Here is a 16073-nt window from a genome sequence, read left to right on the forward strand (position 1 = left end):
CTCGCGAACCTTGAAGCGCGCTCTATTATCGTGCGGCACAATGGCCGCAGCGGCGCGTTGTGCGGCGGATATCTTCAGGGAAACGCCAGCATGATCACCACCATCGCCGAACTCGACCGCATCCGCGACGACAGCAAGCGCCTCGTCACGACGCGCTCGATGATGTCGGCGGGTGCGGCGGTCGTGCCGATCCCTGGTGCGGACATCGTCGCGGACATCGGCCTGCTCACCAAGCTGCTGCCCGAGATCAGCAAGCGCTTCGGGCTCGATCACGAACAGGTGCAGAAGCTCGAGCCGCAGCTCGCGCAGCAGGCGCTGGTGATGGCGTCGAGTCTCGGCAACACGATGATCGGCCGGATGGTGACCAAGCGCATCGTCGTCGCGCTCCTCCGCCGCGTCGGCGCGCGCGTCGCGGTCGGCTCGATGGCGAAGTTCATTCCCTTCGCCGGCTCCGCGGTGGCCGCGACGATCAGCTTCGGCGCGATGAAGCTGGTTGGCAATTCGCACGTGGAGGATTGCTACAAGACCGCGCTGGCCCTCCTCCCCGCGGACCAACGCGCACTGGTGAACGCGAAGAGTTGAACTGTCGCCTTCTAGCTCCCCTCCCTGGAAGGGAGGGGCTGGGGGTGGGTCGGCCCGCTCGAGCCACCACGGTTCGAATGCGCGGAAGCCGACCCACCCCCGACCCCTCCCTTCCAGGGAGGGGGGACGTCAGAACGCCGCGTCCAGCCCGATGCGGATCGTCCGCGGACGCTGCGGCGTAATCTGGCTGCTACCCACCTGGAACGGCGTCCCCAGCGCGAACCGGTTGCCGACACTGTCGGTCAGGTTCGCTACCCCGAGCGTCACACCCAACGACGGCCGCCCGATCCGTGCAGTAAGCGCCGTATCGAGATAATCGCCCTGCTCTTCGCCCAGCACCGGGCCGACACCCAACCGGGACCGCCCGACATAGCGCGCCCAGCCATACACCCGCAGTTCCAGATCCCGCCCGACATCCCGCCGGTAATCCGCCCCCAGCCGCCCGGCATAACGCGCGATGTTCGGCACCTGGCTCATCCGCGCAAGCGCCACGAACAGCGCCGCGCTCGGCTCCGTCACGCGGCTGTCGTTGTAGGTCAAGCCAGCGTCGAGCGTCAGCCCGCCGACCGGCTTCCACCCGCCCATCGCACTGAACGTCCAGATCCGCCCGTCGCCGATGTTGGCGGTACTCGGCAGGCCGGTGGCGTCGATGAAGTCCGCCTGAATATCCTGCCAGATCGTGTGCGACACGCTCGCCGTCAGGTACGCGCGATCGACACCGGCGAGCCCGAAGCGCATGCCGGTCTCCAGCGTCCGCACGCGATCATTCTCGAACCTCCGGACGAAATCGCTCTCGATCGCCAGCCCGCCGGGTCGAAACCCCTGCTGGTATCGTCCGTACAGCGACACCTTCGGCAACACCGCCGCAATCAGCGAGGCGGACGGCAGCACGCTCGTCTCGATCCGGTCCGCCGTGACGCGCGCGCGGGCGAGCGCGACCGCCTCCAGCCGCGTCGGCGCGATGTCCTCGCCGGTCCCCGCGAGCGACGCCCGGGTCACGCGCGCGCCGGCAGTGGCGGTCAGCCCTCGCACCAGTTGCACGCTCCCCTCGCCGTACAGCGTCGCCTCGTCGATGCTGTTGGTCACGCCCGTTACCGGCGCGGGCGCATCGACCGGCCCGAGCGAGCGCGACAACCGCGTGCGATTATGCGTGTAACTGCCGCCTACCACCCAGCCGAACCCGTTGCGCATCGGCCGCCATACCCGCGTCTCGTTCGCGACCATGTCGGTCGCATTGCGCTGCGCGAACACGCGCGGGCTGCCCGCGGCCGTCGTGAGGGGGCTGCCGAATGCAGGCCAATTGGCAATCGGTAGCGTCGGATCGACTGCTGGCAGGGTCGCGTCGTAGCGTTCGGTCAGCGTCTGGCTGACGATCCCGGTCGAGGATTTGATCTTCAGCCCACCGATCGCGCCCGAGACGACGACCTGCCCCATCGTGTAATCCGCCGAAAACCCCTGCACGATCGCGCTCGACCGGGTCAGCGGCGGCGCGTCGCGGTCGGCATATTGGCTGTCGTCGCCCTTGGTCCATTGCCCGATCCCGCCGAGGTCGACCGTCCAGCCATTCCCCGCATCGAGCCGCAGCGCTGCCCGACCGCCACCGATCCGCGTCCGGTTGACGTCGCGGCGGTCGAGCACCGGATTGTCGATATACCCGCCCTCGCTCACGCCGTAGCCGACGACACGCAGCGCCACGCGCTCGCCGAGCGGCACGTTCAGCGTCGCGCCGAGGTCAGCGCCCGGATCGCCGTGCCACGTCGCGGAAAGGCCGCCCGCGATCGACGCCGATACCGCGCCCAGTTCCGGCGCGTTCGGCACGGTGCGGATGATGCCGCCGAGTGAGCCTGCGCCGTACAACGTCCCCTGTGGTCCTTCGAGCACCTCGACCGAAGCGATATCGTAGAGCCGCAGGTCGGGATCGGGGGCGTTGTAGCTCAATCGCAGGTCGCCGAAATACTGGCCGACGGTAGTCTGGGTCGGCCCGGTGAAGCTGGAATCGGCGATGCCGCGGATGAACAGCTTGTTGCGGCCGGCGCCGAGATGCGTCGACGATACGCTCGCCAGCCGCGCAAGGATCGCCTCGGTCCCGCCCGCGCCGCCGAGCGCGAGGTCTACCCCGTCGAGCAACGCGACCTGCCCTGCGAAATCGCGCAACCTGACGTCGCGCTTGCTGCCGGTGACGACGATGTCCGCGCCCTGGATGGCCGGAGGCGCGGGGATCGGAACGACCTTAGGCCGCTTCACCCGAACGACGCGGGGCGTGTGGGCAGTCAGCCGCCACCCAACCGCGCCCGCTGCGACGACATCGGCATTCGCGGCGGTCGCCAGCCGGTCGAGCGCCTCGCGCGCGCTCATCCGACCGCGTACCGCGGGCACGCGCCGCGCCCAAAGCCCCGGATCGCCGACGACGATACTTGTCCCCAACTGCCGCCCGAGCGCCAGCACCGCATCCCCAAGACGCCCCGCCGGCAAGTCGACCGCCCCCTGCCCCGCCTGCGCGGGAGCGGCGACGGCGAGCGCCGCGACGACCAGACATCCGCGCATCCTCACGAGCGCGAGGACATCACCCAGTGACCGCCACGCTTGCGGATCGCGACACCCAGCAACGGCGCGGCAAGCCGGGGATCGCCGGACAGCTTGGCGGTCGCGATGCTGCCACTGAACGCGCGCTTCGCAACGCCCGGATCGGCGCGCAGGTCGACGCCGAGTGCGCGCGACAGGTCGTCCGCGACTTCCGCGAGCGTCGCGCCTTCATACGCCAGGACGCTGTCGCGCCACGATCCGACGCTGGCCACATCGACTGCGGTCACGGTCGCCTTGCCGTCGCGCACCACCAGCCCCTGCCCCTTCACGAGCCGGATGCCGCCCTGTCCCGGATTATAGTCGACCGCGCCTTCCGACACCGCGACACGCGTTTCGCCCCGCGCGCGCTTCACGTCGAACGCGGTGCCGACATCGACCAGCCGCGCGCCGCCGACGCTGACCTCGAACGGATCGCTGTCGTCGTGTCGGACCACGAACATCGCCTCGCCGCGCTCCAGCGTCGCGATCCGCGGATCGTCGCGATCGAGCATAAGCCGCGTCGCACCACCCATCGCGATCGTACTGCCATCGGCAAGCCGAACCGTCCGCATCGTCCCCGCCGCGGTTTCGACTGCATAAGGATGCGCGCGCGTTTCGAGTGACTCATACCCGACGAACAGCGCAAGCGAGGCGGCGATCGCGCCACCGGTCCAGATCGGCCAACGTCTCCGCGCAGGCTGCATCACGATCGGCGCGACCTGCACCGGAGGCACCGTCGCCGCCATCTCCTCGATATCCATCGCCGTCGCGTGATACGCCGCAGCATGGCGCGGGTCCGCCTCCAGCCAGGCGTGGAACGCCGGCCAGTCGTCGAACGCATCGCTGCCGGTCCGGACGACCCAGTCCAGCGCGCGTGCTTCGATGTCGTCATGCTCCGCCATCATGGCCTCCTATAGCCGAAGACGGAGACGTTGCGATCAAGCCTCATCATAACGTCGCTTTGCATCGATCATCGCGCGATAGGCTTTCCGCAGATCACCCTCGACGGTGCTGAGGCTTACGCCAAACTCGGCCGCGACCACGCGCTGCTCGACGCCGTCGATCCGGTGGCGCCGGAAGATCCGCGCCGCCCGGTCGCCTACCGACTGCAACGCCGACTCTGCCAGCGCCGCCTGCTCGCGTGCGATCACGACGCGTTCGGCGGAGGGCTCCTCGGAGCGATCGAGCGACGGTCCCCCCGTCGCCTTGGTCCATTCGCGATCGCGCTTCTCCGCTTGCCGCACTGCGCGGTGGCGATCGAGCATCAGGTTGTTCGCCATCCGGTAGAGATACGACAGCGGCGACGCGATCGGCCCGGTCGGCGCCGTCTGGATCCGCACCCACAGTTCTTGCAGCAGATCCTCCGCATCGCTCGCGCCGAGCGAACGGATAAACCGCAGCAGCGTATCGCGATTTGCTAGGAAAACGGCCTCAAGGCCCGAGGAGTCCATGTCATGCCCGTGTCGATAGGCCGCCGATCGGCGCTCGGCGGCACCGTGTTCCCGGCGGGACGTACAGCGCTTGGCGGGGAGACACAATCGGCGCGCCCGGCACCGTGTTACTCGTGCAACAGCGTCCAACCCTGCGGCAGGTAGTCGGTCGACATATAGTAGTAGAACAGGCACGTCCCGTCGCGGCGATAGGTGCCGCCCTTGACGAGGCCCAGCGCGGTGCTGCCCTCGAACACCGGCGCGCCGCTGTCGCCGGCCTTGCACGTCGGCCCCTCGACCGCGACCCAGGTCGGCAGGCACGCGCCGCCGCACAGATCGCCCGCCGGCGCGAAATCGACCATCGCGATCACCGCACAGCTATAGCCGGTCCGCTCGCCGCGATGACATACGAAGTCCCCGGCGCGCGTGCTTGTGCGGTAGCGCCACGTGGCGACGGGCCGCGCGAGCGTCTTGGCTGTGTCGGCGTAGAACAGCGGTGCGTAGCCGACGTCAGGCGCGGTCGCGACGTTGACCTGTACGTCCTGATACCCCCAGCCCCATTGCCCGACGAACGCCAGCGGCCATTCCTCGCGACTGCCGTCCGAAGGGCGCTTGCCGACATAGGAGAGCGCGTCCGGGCAATGCGCCGCGGTGACCACGCCGCTGCGCATGCCATCGGACACGACGAAGCCGGTCGTGCAGGCATAGCGCTTGCCGTCGACCGTCCCGACGACGCGCCCCCCGCCCTCGATCGCGCCGCCGTCGACCGGGGCGGGTATGAGCGTGGGGACCGGAGCGACCTGATCCTGCGCCATGTTCGCAGACGGCTTATCAACGGCTTCGATCCGCACCGGCACGCCGGTCATCGTCGCAATTCGGTTGCGGAGCGCGCCATCGCCGTCGAGATCAGCATCGCCCGATGCGATCATCACAACCAGTTCGCCCGTTCGCTGATCGACTCCAAGCCCAGGCGGATGTGGGAGGGACTCGCGAATCTTCGCCTGATACGCCGTGATCGCGGCGAGCACCGCCTCGCGCGTCGCAGGTGCGCCGGTGCGGAAGACGATCGGCACGACCATCCCACCCGCCGTCACCGATTGCTCCGCGACCGGATCTGTGCCGGTCAGCAGAACGACGATGCGGTAATTCGGCTGATGCTCGATCGCGATGCCGGCCCAGCGATCCTTGTAGGTTTCGCGGAGCGCGTCGGTCGTCGGCACGCTGGCGCCCTGCGCGCGCATCCGTCGCAGCGCCTCGTCGAACGGCACGCCGAACCGGGTCGCATACTCTCCCGCGTCCTGCATGAGCGCATCGACCGGCAGTTGCACCTGCGCCGCCAATGCCGGCCCCGCCCCGAGTGCAAGCAACACCGCCGCCATAAACCACCGAACAGATATAGTGAACATGAACGACGAAATCCTGGGCGCGCGGGTCTTCTGAGGCGTCATACCGCCATGATCTGAACCGGTGCTTTCACGCAAGCGAAGCTGGGCGTGCAAGCGATCGAGGTGATTGCGTGCGATCTCGCAAGCGTCCTATCAAGCACACCATGAAAATCATGCTCTCCGCCAGCCTCGCCGTGCTCGCCTTTGCGAGTGCCCCTGCCGCCGCCCGGCAACTCACCATCGACGACGTCACGATGCTCAGCCGCGTCGGTGCGCCGACCGCGTCGCAGGACGGGCATTGGCTCGTCTGGGCGCAGCGCGAGACCGATCTCGCGGCGGACAAGGGGCGCTACGATCTCTGGCGGCTCGATCTGACCACGCCGGGTGCGACGCCGGTGAAGCTGCTTGCCGATCCGCAGGTCAACGAGAACGACCCGCAGATCGTCGGCAACACGGTGTATTTCACGTCGGACAAAGGCGGCGAGGATGCGGTCTGGTCGGTGCCCGTGACGGGCGGCACGCCGCGCAAGTTGACGAATTTCAAGGGCGGGTTCAGCGGCTTCAAGGTCGCGCCGACGGGCGACAAGCTGCTCGTCTGGGCCGATCGCAAGCCGGGCGCGCCGAGCCTCGAGCCGGCGATGGTGAAGAAGGATCCGAACGCGGGGGCCGGCCGGACGTACGACCAGCTGTTCGTGCGGCATTGGGATACGTGGGCGGACGGCACGCGCTCGCAGCTGTTCGTGTTGCCGCTGACCGCCGCAGGTGCGACCGGAAACGGCGTTCCGCTGGTCGGCGCGTTGGTTGGTGATACGCCATCGAAGCCCAATGGCGGCGGCGAGGAAATCTCGTGGAGCCCGGACGGCCGCACCGTCTATTTCGCGCTGCGCGAAGCTGGGCGGATCGAGGCACTGTCGACCAATCTCGACATCTTCTCGGTGCCCGCGGACGGCTCGGCGGCACCGGTCAACCTGACCGTGACGAACAAGGCGACCGACAACCTTCCGACCGTGTCGCCCGATGGCCGCACGCTCGCCTATTTCGCGATGCGTCGGCCAGGGTTCGAGGCGGATCGCCAGGTGCTGACGCTGCGCGACATCGCCACCGGCAAGACGGTGTCGCTGACCGAGCGCTGGGACCGGTCGGTCGGCTCGATCGCGTGGGCGCCCGACTCGAAGTCGCTCTACGTGACGGCGGACGACACGCAGGAGACGCCGCTGTTCCGTGTCGATGCGACGAGCGGTGCGGTCACGCGGCTGACGCAGGAGGGTCACGTCAGCGCGGTCGCGATCACGCCGCGGGGGCCTGTGGTGGCGATCGACAGCCTCACCGCACCCGCCGATTTCTACCGTGTCGCGGGCACCGGCACACCGCAGCGGCTGACGCAGGTCAACGCCGCAAAGCTCGCCGGGATCGACATGCCGACGGTCACGCGGTTCAACTTCAAGGGCGCGAACGCGGACACCGTCTGGGGCTATGCGGTGAAGCCGTACGGTTCCACCGGGAAGGTGCCGATCGCCTATATGGTCCACGGCGGGCCGCAGGGATCGAGCAACAACAGCTGGTCGTATCGCTGGAACCCCGCCGTTTTCGCCGGCGCGGGCTACGGCCTGGTCGCGGTCGATTTCCATGGGTCGACCGGCTACGGACAGGGCTTCACCGACGCGATCAGCAACAACTGGGGCGGCTGGCCGCTCGAGGATCTGAAGAAGGGGCTGACTGCCGCGACCGACAAGTTCGCATGGCTCGACGCCGACAATGCGTGCGCGCTCGGTGCGTCGTACGGCGGCTATATGATGAACTGGATCGAGGGGCAGTGGCCCGATCGCTTCAAGTGCATCGTCCAGCATGACGGCGTGTTCGACGCGCGTGCGATGGCGTACGAGACCGAGGAGCTCTGGTTCGACGAATGGGAGCATGGCGGAAAGGCCTATTACGAGGACCCGCAGGCGTTCGAGAAATGGAACCCGGTCAATTACGTCGCCAAGTGGAAGACGCCGATGCTGGTGATCACCGGCGAGAAGGACTTCCGCATTCCGTACACGCAGGGGCTGGCGACGTTCACCGCGTTGCAGCGGCGCGGGATCCCGTCGCGGTTGCTGGTGAACCCGGGGGAGAACCACTGGGTACTGAAGCCGAAGAACTCGCGGCAATGGTATGGGGAAGTGCTGGGCTGGATGGGGAAGTGGACGGCCAAGTAGGGCTGGTTTCTCCCTCCCTATACCGCCACCCCGGCGAAGGCCGGGGCCCAGTTGGAAAGGTCGGAGTAACGGAGCGCACGCTCAGTTAGCCACGTTCCCCAACTGGGCCCCGGCCTTCGCCGGGGTGGCGCTTGGTGGTGGTAGCGCCCCATGACCAACCGCGACATGTTTCCCCGCGAAGGCGGGGACCCAGACTGGGCTCCCGCCTTCGCGGGAGAACAAGGAAGGGCGGGGAACGCCTGTTGGTCAGTGCGCCTTCGGCTTCTTCACCGCATGCAACCCCAGCGCGATCGCACCACCGAGGATCAACCCGACGATCCCTGAAAAGAACGCGTTCATCACCCAGTTCACCGCGCCCTTGGCGAACGGCACCGCATGCGAAGCTGCCTCCGCCGTATCGTGGATCCAGTGCGGCAGCGTCGTGAACCCGAACTCCTCGATCCCGTGAACGATGATTTGCCCGCCGACCCAGACCATCGCCGCCGTGCCGATCACCGACAGCGCCGACATCACGATCGGCATGCCTTTCACCAGCCCACGTCCGATCGCCTGCACGACCGCGCTGCTGCGCTGCGCCAGATGCAGACCGATATCATCCATCTTCACGATCAGCGCGACCACGCCGTAGACGCCGATGGTAATCACGATCCCGACCAGCGCCAATACGATCGCCTGCTCCCAGATCGGCTTGGTCGCGACATCCGACAGCGCGATCACCATGATCTCGGCGGACAGGATGAAGTCGGTGCGGATCGCGCCCGAAACCTTCTGCGCCTCGAGCGTCGCCGCATCGACCGGCTCGGCGACGACCTCCTCGGCATGACCGCCGCCGAACGCCTCGAGAATCTTCTCCGCGCCCTCGAAACACAGATACGTACCGCCGATCATCAGCAACGGTGTCAGCAGCCACGGCGCGAACGCGCTGAGTGCCAGCGCGGCGGGCAGGATGAAGACCAGCTTGTTGCGGAACGATCCCAGCGCGATCTTGCCGATCATCGGCAGCTCGCGCTTGGGCTCGAACCCGACCATGTAGCGCGGCGTCACCGCGGCATCGTCGACCACCACGCCGATCGCCTTGCTGCCCGCCTTGCCGGTGGTCGCAGCGATATCGTCCAGACTGGCGGCGGCGAGCTTGGTGATCCCGGCAATGTCGTCGAGCAGTGCGACCAATCCTGTCGGCATCGATGGTGTCCTTCGCGTGGGTATCGCCGCTCGGTAACGTGACAGGATTGTCATGCAACGGCTTTCGCACTTGCGGTAGTGCACGGCGGACGGAATGGTTGCAGCCACCGCGACCCAAGCGACAGGATCCGACATGACCGATGACTTCATCACGAACCTGCCCAAGGCCGAACTCCACCTCCATATCGAGGGCAGCTTGGAGCCGGAACTCATGTTCGCGCTGGCCGAGCGCAACAAGGTCGCGATCCCGTTCAAGAGCGTCGAGAACGTCCGCGCGGCGTACAGCTTCACCAATCTCCAGACCTTCCTCGACATCTATTACGCCGGCGCCGCGGTGCTCCAGACCGAAGAGGATTTCCGCGATCTGGCGGTCGCCTATTTCGACCGCGTCGCGCAGGACGGCGTCGTCCATGCCGAGATCTTCTTCGACCCCCAGACGCACACGCATCGCGGCATTCCGTTCGACGTCGTCGCGCGCGGTCTGTTCGCGGGGATCGACGAGGCACAGGCGAAGCACGGCATGTCGGTCGGGCTGATCATGAGCTTCCTGCGCCATCTCGATGAGGAGGACGCGTTCAAGACGTTCGCGCAGGCCGAGCCGTGGCTCGACCAGTTCATCGGCGTCGGGCTCGATTCGTCCGAAGTCGGCCATCCGCCATCGAAGTTCGCGCGCGTGTTCGCGGCGTCGGCGGATGCCGGGCTGATGCTATGCGCGCATGCCGGTGAGGAGGGCCCGCCCGCCTATATCCACGAGGCGCTCGACATCCTCCAGGTCGATCGGATTGACCACGGCAACCGCGCACTGGAGGATCCGGCCTTGGTCGCTCGCCTCGCACGCGACGCGATGACGCTCACCGTGTGCCCGTTGTCGAACGTAGCGCTGCGCAACGTCGACCGGCTGGAGAACCATCCGATCGACCGGATGCTCGATCTCGGCCTGCGCGCGACGATCCATTCGGACGATCCGGCGTATTTCGGTGGCTATATCGGCGAGAATTTCCGTCAGACCGCACGCGCGAAAAACTTGTCTCGCGAGCAGGTCGTGACGCTGGCACGCAACAGCTTCCTCGGCAGTTTCCTGGATGACGACGCGCTCAGCGGCCATCTCGCGACGCTCGACGCCTATGTGAAGGCGCATCCATGATCGGACGGTTCCTGGCGGTCTTCGAGCCGTTCATTCTGATGCTGCTCGGCACCGTGGTACTGGCGAGCCTGTTGCCGGCACGCGGCGAGATGGCCACAATCGTCGGCTACGCCGCCGATATCGGCATCGTCCTGCTGTTCTTCCTGCACGGCGCGAAGCTGTCGCGTGATGCAATTTGGGCGGGCCTGCGCAACTGGAAGCTGCATCTGGCGGTGCTGGCCATCACTTTCGTCGCGTTCCCGCTGTTCGGGCTGGGGCTGACCGCGTTGCCGTTCGTGACCGGACCGCTCGCCGCCGGGCTGTTGTTCCTGACGCTGCTCCCCTCGACCGTGCAGTCGTCGATCGCCTTCACCGCGATCGCGCGCGGCAATGTCGCGGCGGCGGTGTGCAGCGCGTCGTTCTCGAACCTGTTGGGCATCCTCGTCACGCCGGCGCTGGTCGCGTTGTTGATGAAGACGTCCGGCAGCGCCGGGATCTCGCTTCAAAGCATCGAGGCGATCGTCTTGCAACTGCTCGTCCCATTTATCGCAGGCCACCTGTTGCGGCCGTGGATCGGCGCGTGGGTTACGCGAAACAAGGGCCTGCTGACGGTGGTCGATCGCGGCTCGATCCTGTTGGTCGTCTACAGCGCGTTCGGTGCCGCGGTGGTGGAAGGCCTCTGGACCAAATTGTCGATCGGCGACCTGCTTCTGATCGGACTCCTATGCGCCGCGCTGCTCGCCTTCGTCCTCGCACTCACCTTCGCAGTCGCCCGCCTGATGAAGCTGCCCCGCGAGGATGCGATCGTGCTGCAATTCTGCGGTTCGAAGAAGAGCCTCGCGTCTGGCGTGCCGATGGCCGGCGTGCTGTTCCCGCCCGCGCAGGTCGGCGTGATCCTGCTGCCCGTCATGCTGTTCCACCAGTTGCAGCTGATCGCGTGCGCGGTGATCGCGCGGCGTTATGCGGAAGGCTCCCCAAACGATACTGCTCCAGGTTAATACCGTAACCCCTTGCCGGTATTTGCTTTGTTCCACCGGTGGCGACATGATCGCGGCGCTATTACAAGAGTTTTGAGTTCATGAGCGCGCCAAGCGATATTGCCGTCCCCGCTACTGACGTGGGGCTCGATCTCACCGCGTGCGACCGCGAGCCGATCCATATCCCCGGCGCGATTCAGCCGCACGGCCTGATGCTGGTTGCCGACGCCGCTACCCTCGCGGTCGTCGCAGGAGCCGGCGACATCGAGATCCGGCTGACTGAAAACTGGCTGGGACGCGACCTGTCCGCGCTGCTGGCTCAGGACATCGCGGCGCTGGTCGCGACCAGCGAGACGATCGCCGGAGTCGCGCTGACCGGCACGCCGGTGACGGGGGTTTCCGAACGCTTTGACGTCACGATCCATCGCAGCGCGGACCGATTGCTGGTCGAGCTCGAACCGGTCGATGCCGTACCAGTCACCGCGGCCGCGATGCTCGGCCGGCTCAACGCGATGGCGATGACGTTCGAACGCGCGAGCAATCTCCAGGCGCTGTGCGAGCGCGCGGCGGTCGCGTTCCGGCAACTGACCGGGTTCGACCGCGTCATGGTGTACCGCTTCCTCGACGACGAAGCCGGACGCGTGATGGCCGAGGACAAGGCGTCGGGTCTTGGCACCTTTCTCAACCACCATTTCCCCGCGTCGGACATCCCGAAGCAGGCGCGCGCGCTGTATGTGCGCAACCGGACGCGGACGATCCCGACGATCGATTACGCGCCCGCGGTCCTGCGGCCGGCAGGATACGAGACGCTCGATCTGAGCGACGTCGCGCTGCGCAGCGTGTCGCCGATCCACCTGCGCTATCTGGCCAACATGGGCGTGGCCGCGTCGGCGTCGATCTCGATCGTCAAGGACGGCCTGTTGTGGGGCATGATCGCGTGTCACCACGGCACGCCGAAAGGCCTGACCCCCGACATCCGCGCCGCGTCGGCGACGCTTGCGAGCGGGCTAGCACGCCAGATTCGCGCGAAAGAGGAGGCCGAGACGTACCGCGAACGGCTGCGGCTGCGCGCGGCCGAGGACGCGGTGATCCCCAAGCTCGCGACCGAGCCGGCGCCACGCAGTATCGTCACCGCGCTGCGCGATGATCTGCGACGGATGCTGGATGGCGACGGGTTCGCCTATGTCGAGGGCATGATCGTCGATACCGACGGGCTCTGCCCGGCGACGGACGACATTCTCGATCTCGCGGCGTGGGCACGCACCCGCGGCAAGATCGAACCGTTTGCGACGCACGAACTCCCGTCGGTCTTCCCCAATGCGCGCGCCTATTCGGCCACCGCCAGCGGCGTGCTTGCGCTGCCGCTGGTCGACGATGGCGCGATGCTTTTGTGGTTCCGCGCCGAGCAGATCGAAGAGGTTGAGTGGGCCGGCAATCCCCACAAGGCCGTCTCCGTCGATCCAAATGCGGTCCTGACACCGCGTACCTCGTTCGAATCCTGGACGCAGGCGGTCAGCGGCCGGTCACGTCGCTGGACGCGCGAGGAGATCGAGGCCGCGCATCGCCTGCGCCGCGCGTTCCACGACGCGCACGTCAACCAGCGGCTGCGGTCGCTGAACGTCGACCTACAGCGTACGCTCGCCGACAAGGACGCGTTGATCGCGCAGAAGGACGTCCTGATGAAGGAGGTCAATCACCGCGTGCAGAACAGCCTTCAGCTGGTCGCGGCGTTCCTGTCGTTGCAGGCCAAGTCATCCGACGACGCGAAGGTGAAGGAGCATCTCGCCGAGGCGCAGGCGCGGCTCGCGGCAGTCGCGCTGGTCCATCGGCGGCTGTACCGCGACGATCAGGTCGAGTCGGTCGACCTCTCGCGGTATATCGAGGAACTGGCGGGGGACATGAAGACCTCGCTTGGTGACGACTGGGCGTCGCAGATGACGCTCGATCTCGCCCCCATCCTGGTTGCCACCGATCGCGCGGTGAACATCGGGCTGGTGCTGACCGAACTCGTCATCAACGCCAGCAAATATGCGTATCGCGGACAGGCCGGTCCGATCCAGATCGTCCTCGAACAGCATCGTAACCGGTTGCGCTTGATCGTCGCGGACAACGGCGTCGGCAAGTCCGGGACGCGCGTGGGCTTTGGCAGCCGGATGATGACCGCGATCGTCGCCGGGTTGTCGGGTGAGATCGAGCAGGACGACAACATGCCCGGCTTGCGTGTGATCCTGAGCGCACCGATCGACGACGTGCGCTGACATCGGGGGTATCAGCCCCCGATGTCAACGCAGCGACTACCAGTTGAAGCGGAGCGATCCGACGACGGTGCGCGAGGCACCGAAGTAGCAGCTGTTGACGAAGAAGCAGCTGGCGATGTGGCGCTTGTCGAACAGGTTGGCGACATTCGCGGTCAGGCTCATGCCCTTGAGCGACTCGTCGAACTTGCCGAGATCATAGCCGAGCACCGCATCGACCAGCACATAGCCCGGCGACTGGAACCGGGTGGTGAGCGTCTGGTTCGCCGCCACCCGGGTCGCGGTGCCGTCCGACTTGCCGACATAGCGGACGCCCCCGCCGATGTTGAACCCCGACAGCTTGCCGCTACCGCTGCGTGACAGGTCGTAGTTGACGAAGCTCGACGCGCTCCACTTGGATATGCCGAGCGGCTTGGTGCCGGTGACGCCGCTCAGCTGATCGCCGGTACCGACGACCGGCGTACCTCTCGTAACTTCGGGGACGGTATAGGTGCCCGCGACCGTGACGGTCAGGCCCGGCGTGATCTCCCCTCGCCCATCGAGTTCGATGCCGCGCACCGCGACCTCGCCGATCTGGATCGAAAAGTTCGGGTTGGCGGGATCGGTGGTCGGTACGTTCTGGCGACGCAGGTCGAACGCGGAGAGCGTGAAGAGCGCGCTGGTGCCGCGCGGCTGGTATTTCAGGCCTGCTTCGTACTGGCGGCCGGTGACGGGCACGAACGACGCGCCATCGAAGCCGGTGCCGGTCTGCGGCTCGAAGCTTTCCGAATAGCTGACGAACGGCGCGAGACCGAACTTGGTCTCGTACAGCGCGCCGAGGCGGCCGGTGAACGCGGTCTGGTGAAGCCGCGTCACGCCGCTCGCCGCCCCTGCCGCGGCGTTGCGGTTCACCGTCGTCTGGTCGTACCAGTCGTAGCGGCCGCTCGCGATCAGCTGCAGCCCGCCGATCGCGATCTGGTCCTGCACATAGGCGCCGACCTGGTCGATCTTGCGGAAACTGCGCGTCTGCGTGAGCGGGAAGTTCGGCTGCACACCGCCATAGACGGGCGCGAACAGGTTCAGGTTCGGGATGCTGGTCGCCGGATTGGTGGTGACGCCAGTGTTGAACTGCTGGTCGTTGTTACCCTGGTTGTTCTGCCAGTCGACGCCCGCGAGCAGCGTGTGCTGCAACGGCCCGGTCGCGAACTTGGCAGTCGCGTGGTTGTCGATCGTGATCGTCCGGAACGACTCGTCCGACCCGCCGCCGCCGCGCACGATCGTCGAGAAATCGGTGTTGCGATTGGCGCCCGTGCCGGTCGTGGCGAACGCCGAAAGATAGATCTGGCGATAGTGGAGGTCGACGTCGAGGTAGCGCGCGCTGGTCGCCCAGCTGAGCTTGTCGTTGAAGTCGTGGCGAAACAGCAGGATGGCCGATTTCTGCTTGCGATCGAATGCCTCGTACGCCGGTTCGCTCACGTTGAAGTCGGTTGCGAACTGGCCAAGCGGATTGGCAAGCGCCGAGCCATAGACCGGCACGCCGCTGTACGACGCCGACTCGGGATCGCGCTGGTAATTGAGGATCAGCGTCACGCTGGTCGCTTCATCGGGCGCGAAGGTCAGCATCGGCCGTGCATAATAGCGCCGGTTGCCGGTCATCGCGACGAACCCGTCCGACCGTTCGGCGCCGGCGATGACGCGGAACAGCCATTTGTGATCCTTGTCGAGCGGCTGGTTCACGTCGATCGCCGACCGCAACAGGTCGAAATTGCCGCCTGCCAGCTCGATGCGCCCACCGGACTCCGCATACGGGACCTTGCTGGTGAGATTGACCAACCCGCCTGGCGTCGAGTTGCCATAGAGGACCGACGCTGGGCCCTTGATCACGTCGACTCGCTCGACGAGGTGGAAGTCGATCTGCGGCGTGGAATAGACGCCGCCGAGCAGCCGCATCCCGTCCATATACTGGCCGGGCGCGAACCCGCGGACGTAGAGCTGGTCGTAGCGGGTTGCGACATTGCCGCGCTGGTTAGGTGAGACGCCCGCGACATAGCCGAGCGCTTGGTTGATCGACAGCGCGTTGCGAAGCGTCAGCTCCTTCTCGTCGATGCTGGTGATCACTTGCGGCGTGCGGATCAGCGGCGTCTCGGTCTTGGTGCCGGTGCTGCCGGTCTTGCGGATGCGTTCGCCGCTGACGACGATCTCGTCGCTACGCGTCTGCGTATCGTCGTCCTTCAGCGCGAGGTCGATCGCGTCAACGACTGCCGAGGCCGGCACATGCTCGCCTGCGAATGCCGGCACCGCGATGCTGCCCAACGCCGTTCCCAACAGCATCCCGACCGAGAAACGTCCCCGCATAAGCGATACCCACTTTGATATTGATAATGACTCGCAAAGCCCGCT

At 66.7% G+C, this 16073-nt stretch carries 11 protein-coding genes; 5 read left to right on the forward strand and 6 right to left on the reverse strand.

Annotation, left to right across the window (positions count from 1 at the left end; translation table 11 throughout):
- Nucleotides 1-90 precede the first annotated feature (90 nt).
- A complete protein-coding gene (locus O6W96_RS14300; protein ID WP_353470192.1) occupies nt 91-582 on the forward strand; it encodes a hypothetical protein in 492 nt (163 codons plus the stop codon).
- Between the two features lie 129 nt (nt 583-711).
- On the opposite strand, the gene O6W96_RS14305 is transcribed toward O6W96_RS14300, so the two are convergent.
- The 4 genes from O6W96_RS14305 to O6W96_RS14320 all read right to left on the reverse strand — a co-directional run bounded on the left by O6W96_RS14305 (nt 712) and on the right by O6W96_RS14320 (nt 5980).
- Nucleotides 712-3126: a TonB-dependent receptor gene (locus O6W96_RS14305; RefSeq protein ID WP_353470193.1), complete on the reverse strand. Its 2415-nt coding sequence runs from the start codon at nt 3124-3126 to the stop codon at nt 712-714.
- Between the two features lie 2 nt (nt 3127-3128).
- Nucleotides 3129-4046: a FecR family protein gene (locus O6W96_RS14310; RefSeq protein ID WP_353470194.1), complete on the reverse strand. Its 918-nt coding sequence runs from the start codon at nt 4044-4046 to the stop codon at nt 3129-3131.
- A gap of 36 nt (nt 4047-4082) precedes the next feature.
- Nucleotides 4083-4595 (reverse strand): RNA polymerase sigma factor, encoded by a 513-nt coding sequence (locus tag O6W96_RS14315; protein ID WP_353470195.1) that lies wholly within the window; start codon nt 4593-4595, stop codon nt 4083-4085.
- 107 nt (nt 4596-4702) lie between these two features.
- Entirely contained in the window at nt 4703-5980 is a 1278-nt protein-coding gene (locus O6W96_RS14320) for a hypothetical protein (RefSeq protein ID WP_353470196.1), read from the reverse strand.
- A gap of 143 nt (nt 5981-6123) precedes the next feature.
- Here O6W96_RS14320 and O6W96_RS14325 point away from each other — a divergent pair, with 143 nt between their 5' ends.
- Nucleotides 6124-8157: a S9 family peptidase gene (locus tag O6W96_RS14325; RefSeq protein WP_353470197.1), complete on the forward strand. Its 2034-nt coding sequence runs from the start codon at nt 6124-6126 to the stop codon at nt 8155-8157.
- Between the two features lie 246 nt (nt 8158-8403).
- Here the strand turns inward: O6W96_RS14325 and O6W96_RS14330 are convergent, their stop codons facing one another.
- Entirely contained in the window at nt 8404-9339 is a 936-nt protein-coding gene (locus tag O6W96_RS14330; protein ID WP_107951847.1) for a DUF808 domain-containing protein, read from the reverse strand.
- Nucleotides 9340-9472: 133 nt separating this feature from the next.
- On the opposite strand from O6W96_RS14330, the gene O6W96_RS14335 reads away from it, so the two are divergent.
- From O6W96_RS14335 to O6W96_RS14345, 3 genes are all read left to right on the forward strand, one after another.
- On the forward strand, nt 9473-10483 hold the full coding sequence (locus O6W96_RS14335; protein ID WP_353470198.1) for an adenosine deaminase: 1011 nt from the start codon (nt 9473-9475) through the stop codon (nt 10481-10483).
- Nucleotides 10480-11460, forward strand: coding sequence for a bile acid:sodium symporter family protein (locus O6W96_RS14340; protein WP_353470199.1), 981 nt, complete (start codon nt 10480-10482; stop codon nt 11458-11460). Before O6W96_RS14335 ends, O6W96_RS14340 begins: the two co-directional genes overlap by 4 nt.
- 80 nt (nt 11461-11540) lie before the next feature.
- Nucleotides 11541-13697, forward strand: a complete 2157-nt coding sequence (locus O6W96_RS14345) for a histidine kinase dimerization/phosphoacceptor domain -containing protein (RefSeq protein WP_353470200.1) — start codon at nt 11541-11543, stop codon at nt 13695-13697.
- Between the two features lie 36 nt (nt 13698-13733).
- Here O6W96_RS14345 and O6W96_RS14350 read toward each other — a convergent pair whose 3' ends face one another.
- On the reverse strand, nt 13734-16028 hold the full coding sequence (locus O6W96_RS14350) for a TonB-dependent siderophore receptor (RefSeq protein ID WP_353470201.1): 2295 nt from the start codon (nt 16026-16028) through the stop codon (nt 13734-13736).
- Nucleotides 16029-16073 lie beyond the last annotated feature (45 nt).

Origin of the sequence: Sphingomonas faeni (genome assembly GCF_040407495.1) — a bacterium.
GTDB classification, from domain to species: Bacteria; Pseudomonadota; Alphaproteobacteria; order Sphingomonadales; family Sphingomonadaceae; genus Sphingomonas; species Sphingomonas faeni_D.